This is a genomic window from Stenotrophomonas sp. Sm6012, from assembly GCF_030985895.1.
GTDB lineage: Bacteria > Pseudomonadota > Gammaproteobacteria > Xanthomonadales > Xanthomonadaceae > Stenotrophomonas > Stenotrophomonas forensis.
Window position 1 is genome coordinate 1 of record NZ_JAPTFX010000209.1, and the last position, 5806, is coordinate 5806.

Annotated in this window: 5 protein-coding genes and 1 pseudogene; 2 read left to right on the top strand and 4 right to left on the bottom strand. The window is 68.7% G+C overall.

Annotated elements, in window-relative coordinates:
- Positions 1-226: 226 nt before the first annotated feature.
- Complete coding sequence (gene pdxY, locus O0J73_RS21235) at positions 227-1135, top strand: pyridoxal kinase (RefSeq protein ID WP_197564575.1); 909 nt, start codon at positions 227-229, stop codon at positions 1133-1135.
- A complete protein-coding gene (locus O0J73_RS21240) occupies positions 1132-2256 on the top strand; it encodes a prephenate dehydrogenase (protein ID WP_308309582.1) in 1125 nt (374 codons plus the stop codon). Before pdxY ends, O0J73_RS21240 begins: the two co-directional genes overlap by 4 nt.
- Positions 2257-2474: 218 nt before the next feature.
- Here O0J73_RS21240 and O0J73_RS21245 read toward each other — a convergent pair whose 3' ends face one another.
- The 4 genes and pseudogenes from O0J73_RS21245 to O0J73_RS21260 form a co-directional block, all read right to left on the bottom strand.
- Entirely contained in the window at positions 2475-2669 is a 195-nt protein-coding gene (locus O0J73_RS21245) for a hypothetical protein (protein ID WP_005416191.1), read from the bottom strand.
- A 76-nt stretch (positions 2670-2745) separates the two neighbouring features.
- Positions 2746-4518, bottom strand: a complete 1773-nt coding sequence (locus O0J73_RS21250) for an ABC transporter transmembrane domain-containing protein (RefSeq protein ID WP_197564577.1) — start codon at positions 4516-4518, stop codon at positions 2746-2748.
- Entirely contained in the window at positions 4511-5107 is a 597-nt protein-coding gene (locus tag O0J73_RS21255; RefSeq protein WP_049458065.1) for a YigZ family protein, read from the bottom strand. Before O0J73_RS21255 ends, O0J73_RS21250 begins: the two co-directional genes overlap by 8 nt.
- A gap of 40 nt (positions 5108-5147) precedes the next feature.
- A pseudogene (locus O0J73_RS21260) lies at positions 5148-5806 on the bottom strand (hypothetical protein); the annotation flags it as partial.

Genomic DNA, 5806 nt, shown 5'->3' on the forward strand with positions numbered 1-5806 from the left:
TGGGTGAGGGCGCTTTGCTTGCGAAGCACTGCTTCGCAAGCGCCCGAACGCACAGCCGCCAGCGGCTGGGCCGGACCGCGGAGCGGGGTTCACGGCGTCCCCGCACTCCGGCACCGCCCCGCCTCCCCACGGAATGCCCGTTTTTGACGTTGACGTTGACCTGGCTTGCAAGCAGGTGCAGGGCTGCAAGCCCTGCCGAACCCTCCACCGGGCGTAGAATGCTGGCATGAGCGAATCCCTTGACAACCACCTGGTCCACGGCCGCCGCCAGCGGCCCGACGGCCCATCGCCGATCGATGTCATCTCGGTCCAGTCGCAACTTGTCTACGGCCACGCCGGCAACAGTGCCGCCGTCCCGCCGATGCGCGCGCTCGGCGTGCGCGTGGCGGAAATCCCGACCGTGCTGCTCAGCAACGCGCCGTTCTACGACACCACCCGAGGCCGCGTGCTGCCCGCCGACTGGTTCGCCGATCTGTTGCTCGGTACCTACGAACGCGGCCTGCCGCAGCGGGCCAGGATGCTGGTGTCCGGTTACTTCGGCAGTACCGCCAACGGTGCGGCGTTCGCCGACTGGCTGGACGAGATCCTGCCGGCCTGCCCGCAGCTGCGCTACTGCCTGGACCCGGTGATCGGTGATACCCATACCGGGCCCTATGTCGAGCCTGGCCTGGAAGCAATCTTCGCCGAGCGCCTGCTGCCGCATGCCTGGCTGGTCACGCCGAATGCATTCGAACTCAATCGGCTCACCGGCATGCCCGCACTGGCCGAGGCCGATGCCATCGCCGCCGCCCGTACGTTGCTCGACCGTGGTCCGCAGTGGGTGATCGCGCACAGCGTCGGTGGAAACCCCGGTGAGCTGGTAACCCTGGCGGTGGGACGCGAGGAAACCTGGCGCTGGACCTCGCCGCTGCTGCCGGTGGATGTGGCAGGCACCGGCGATGTGCTGATGTCACTGGTAGTGTCGTTCCTGCTGCGCGGCGAATCGATGCAGCAGGCGATCTCGCGCGCCATTGCCGGTACCCATGCGGCGCTGGAGGCGACCCTGGACAACGGCTTCGAAGAGTTCGACGTTATTGCCGCAGCGCCTGCTGCGCTGGCCGAAGGTACGCGCTTCCGCGCCGAACGCGTGGCATGAGCGGTCTGCACGAACGCACGCCGCGCACGGTCGGCATTGTCGGCAGCGCCGGCGCCTATGGGCGCTGGTTGAGCCGCTTCTTCCAGCAGCACATGCAGCTGCAGGTGATCGGCCATGATCCCGCAGACCCGGCTTCACACACGCCGGAGCAGCTGCTGGCGCAGGCCGATGTGCTGGTGTTCTCGGCACCGATCCGGCACACGCCCGCGCTGATCGCCCAGTACGTGCAGCAGTCCGCGGGGCGCGAGCAGGACCGCCTGTGGCTGGACGTGACGTCGGTGAAGGAAGCGCCGGTGCAGGCGATGCTGGCCTCGCAGGCTGAAGTGGTCGGCCTGCATCCGATGACCGCACCGCCCAAGGCACCGACGCTGAAAGGCCGGGTGATGGTGGTGTGCGAAGCGCGGCTGCAGCACTGGCAGCCGTGGGTCGACGCGTTGTGCGCGGCGCTGCAGGCCGAGTGCGTGCGTGCCACCCCGCAGCACCATGACCAGATGATGGCGCTGGTACAGGCGATGGTGCATGCCAGCCACCTGGCCCAGGCCGGGGTGCTGCGCCAGTACCAGCCGCAGCTGGGCGACCTGGCCGCGATGATGCCGTATCGTTCGGCGTCGTTCGAGCTGGATACCGCGATCATTTCGCGCATCCTGTCGTTGAATCCGGTCATCTACGAAGACATCCAGTTCGGTAACCCGTACGTGGCGCCGATGCTGGAGCGGCTGATCGGCCAGTTGCAGTCCCTGCAGGCACAGGTCGGGCAGGGCGACGACGGTGCACGCGGGGCATTCCGTGAGCAGCTGTTGTCGGCCAACCGCAGCGCCTTCGGCGAGCAGGCCCTGGCTGACGGCAACTACACCTTCGAGCGGGTGGGCTACCTGCTGGCGGACCTGACCGAGCGCAATGCGCTGTCGGTGCATCTGCCGGAAGACCGGCCCGGTTCGCTGCGTGAGCTGCTGAATGTGTTCGAGCAGCACGGCATCAGCCTGGCCTCGATCCACTCTTCGCGCACGCCCGGCGGCGAAGTGCATTTCCGAATCGGTTTCGTTGCGGGCAGCGACCCGATGGCGATCGCTGCGTCGGCGGCCGAGGTGGACGCCAGCGGCATCGGCCGGGTGCTCGGCTGAATTCATCCACAGGCAGTGTGGATGATTTCTGCGCAAACATGTGGATAACCGCGCGCAAGCCTTGGTCCGCAAGGCTGTCAAGATGCCTGGTGATAAATTGACCACGCCTCTTTGTAGCGTCGACCGATGCTCGACTGCTTTTCGCAGCCGCGTCCGTCAGGCGCGGCGATAAAGCCAGTGCCCACCAAGGTGGGCACCCACCAGGCAGGGTGGCAGTGCTAGATCGTCAGCCGCAGTTCGCCGCCGCTGGTGGTGAACTCGCGGCCGTTGCGCACCAGCTGGCGGCCATCATCCAGCTCGTAGCGCGGCGTAGCCTCGGAGTGGTGCCCGCTGCCATTCGCCTCGGGCTTGAACTCGATGATGATGTGGCTTTCGCCATTGCTGTCGACGGCGGGAAACTGACGGAACGACATCGTGCACCTCCTTATACGGACTACGGTCGCTGCTGTTCGTGGCCAGCTTGGTCCGGCTGATGTTAGGCGACCGTCATCAATCGATGAACTGCAGCCTTGCCAGTTCAGCGTACAGACCGCCTTCGGCCAGCAACTGTGCGTGCGTGCCCTCGGCCACGATACGGCCCTGGTCCATCACCACGATGCGGTCGGCCTTGAGCACGGTAGCCAGGCGGTGGGCGATCACCAGCGTCGTGCGGCCGGCCATCAACCGCTCCAGCGCCTGCTGCACGCTGTACTCGCTCTGCGCGTCCAGCGCGCTGGTGGCTTCGTCCAGCAGCAGGATCGGCGCGTCCTTCAGCAGGGCACGGGCAATCGCCACGCGCTGCTGCTGGCCGCCGGAGAGGCGGGCGCCGCGCTCACCCAGTTCACTGTCGTAGCCCTGCGGCAACGCACGCAGGAAGCCATCGGCCTCGGCCGCGCGCGCGGCCTGCTCGACCTCGTCGTCGCTGGCCTGCAGGCGGCCATAACGGATGTTCTCGCGCGCACTGGCCGCGAACAACGTCGGCTGCTGCGGTACCAGCGCCAGCTGCGCGCGCAGTTCGGCCGGGTCCGCCTGGCGCACGTCGACGCCATCCACGCAGACGCGGCCGCTGGCCGGATCGTGGAAACGCAGCAGCATCGACAGCACCGTGCTCTTGCCGGCGCCGGACGGGCCGACCAGGGCGACGGTCTCGCCGGGCTGCACGTGCAGGCTGAAATGATCCAGCGCGGCCTGGTCCGGCCGCTGCGGGTAATGGAAGACCACATCGTCGAACTGGATTTCGCCACGCAGCAGCTGCGGCAGCGCGTGCGGCTGTGCCGGCGCGCGGATCTCGATGTCTTCCTGCAGCAGCTCACCGATGCGGCCCATGCCACCGGCCGCACGCTGCAGTTCGTTCCAGACTTCGGCCAGCGCGCCGACCGAGCCGCCGCCGATCAGCGCATACAGCACGAACTGGCCGAGGGTGCCGGCGCTCAGGCGCCCGTCGATCACGTCGTGTGCACCCAGCCAGAGCACTCCCACGATGGCGCCGAACACCAGCAGGATGGCGCTGGCGGTGACCAGCGACTGCGCGCCGATGCGGCGGCGTGCGGCCTTGATCGCGTCGCCAAGCGCATGGTCGAAGCGGCCGCGTTCGTACGGCTCACGGGCATGGGCCTGCACCGTACGCACCGCACCGAGGGTCTCGCTGGCCAGGCTGTTGGCATCGGCGATGCGGTCCTGGCTGTTGCGCGCGACGGTGCGCAGCTTGCGCGCGCCGATGATGATCGGCAGCACCGCCAGCGGGATGCCGAGCAGCGACCACGCTGCCAGCCTCGGGCTGGTGACGAACAGCATCGCCAGGCTGCCGACCACGGTCACGCTGCTGCGCAGGGCGACCGACATCGTTGAACCGACCACGCTGCGCAGCAGTTCGGTGTCGGCGGTCAGGCGCGAGACCAGCTCACCGCTGCGGCTGCGGTCGTGGAAGCCGGCGCCCAGCTGGATCAGATGCGCGTACAGCTGGCTGCGCAGGTCGGCGACCACCTTTTCGCCCAGCAGCGACACGAAGTAGAAGCGCGCCGCGGTACCCAGCGCCATCACCACCGCCACCAGCATCAGCAGGGCGAACGCACGGTTGATCTGGCCGCCGCTGCTGAAGCCGTGGTCGATCATCTGCTTCACGGCCGGCGGCAGGCTCAGCGTGGCTGCCGAAGAGACAGCCAGGGCCAGCAGCCAGGCCGTGAACAGGCCACTGTGGCGGCGCACGAACGGCCATAGCGTGCGCAGGCTGCCAAGGCGGCGCAGCGGCGGGGTCGAAGCGGGGGCGTCGTCCTTGTCAGTCATCCTGGTCGTCGTCTTGTATGCGGATACGGTCACGGGTGGCGTCGCGCAGGCGGATTTTCAATGCGTCGACCTGATCGGCAGGCAATTCGACCCGCAGGCACACGCCATTGGCATCGAACTGTTCATCACGTTTCCCGGCACCAAAAGCAGGCAGGGTGGCATGCAGGCTGCCCAGGTCCTCGAAGCCGGCCAGCAGCTGCAGTCGGGCCATGGTGACCAATGGCAGGCGTGGGGCGGTACGCAGGCACTCGGCGGCGGCACCGCCGTAGGCGCGGACCAGGCCGCCGGCACCGAGCTTGATGCCGCCGAACCAGCGCGTCACCACCACCATCACCCGGTCGAAACCCTGGCCATCGATGGCAGCCAGGATCGGCCGCCCGGCGGTGCCTGCGGGTTCGCCATCGTCGCTGGAACGGTAGTCCTGCCCATGGCGGTAAGCCCAGCAGTTGTGCGTGGCATCGGCCACTGCAACCTGCTGCAGGAACGCCATCGCTGCCGCGGCGCCATCAATCGGCGTGGCATGGGCAATGAAACGGCTGTGTTTGACTTCCAGCGTGTGGCTGACCGGCTGGGCGAGGGTATCGGGCATCTCCACCATTCTACGGTGTTGCGCCCGGCCTCCGCGGGCCTCAGTCGTCCAGCAACGGGCGCAGGTCGCGCGGCAGGCGCGATTCCGGATACTGCTCGATGTAGCGTTCCAGGCTGGCGCGGGCAAGGTCGCGCTGGCCCGCATCGCGGCGGTCGCGGATTTTTTCCAGCCATTGCCGGCGCGGCAGGCGCGCGTCGGCGCCGACTTCGGCCTGCACCGCATCGGCGCTCAGGCTGGCATCGCTGCTGCGGCGCATGACGCCTGCGGCTGAACGGCTGGCGGCCTCGCGCTTCATCGAGGTGATCTGTACCCGATCCAGTGCCTGCGCCGGTTCGGCGTTGGCTGCGGCGTCGTCCATGGCCGCCTCGGCCGGGCGTGCCTTGAGCGCCGCTGCCGGAGCGGGCGCGAAGGCCGGAGCAGCTGCCGAGTAGGCCGCCGGGGCCGGTGGCGCAGGCGGTGCCGCTGCAGGAGCGGCCGACGGTGTTGCAAGAGCTGTATCGGCGGCGGCATCGGCGGCGGCCTCGGCCGCCCTTGAACGCGCGGCGCGTGCCGGTGCGTCCACGGGTTCGGGCTTGGGTGCTGCGGCCATTGCGGGTGCCCGCGCGGGGGAAGCCGGTGCGGGCGGGGCGGGGGCCATCGGAGTCGCCATCGGAGCAGCCTCGGGCGTTGCCGGTGGCGCGGCCGGTTCCGGGATTGCTG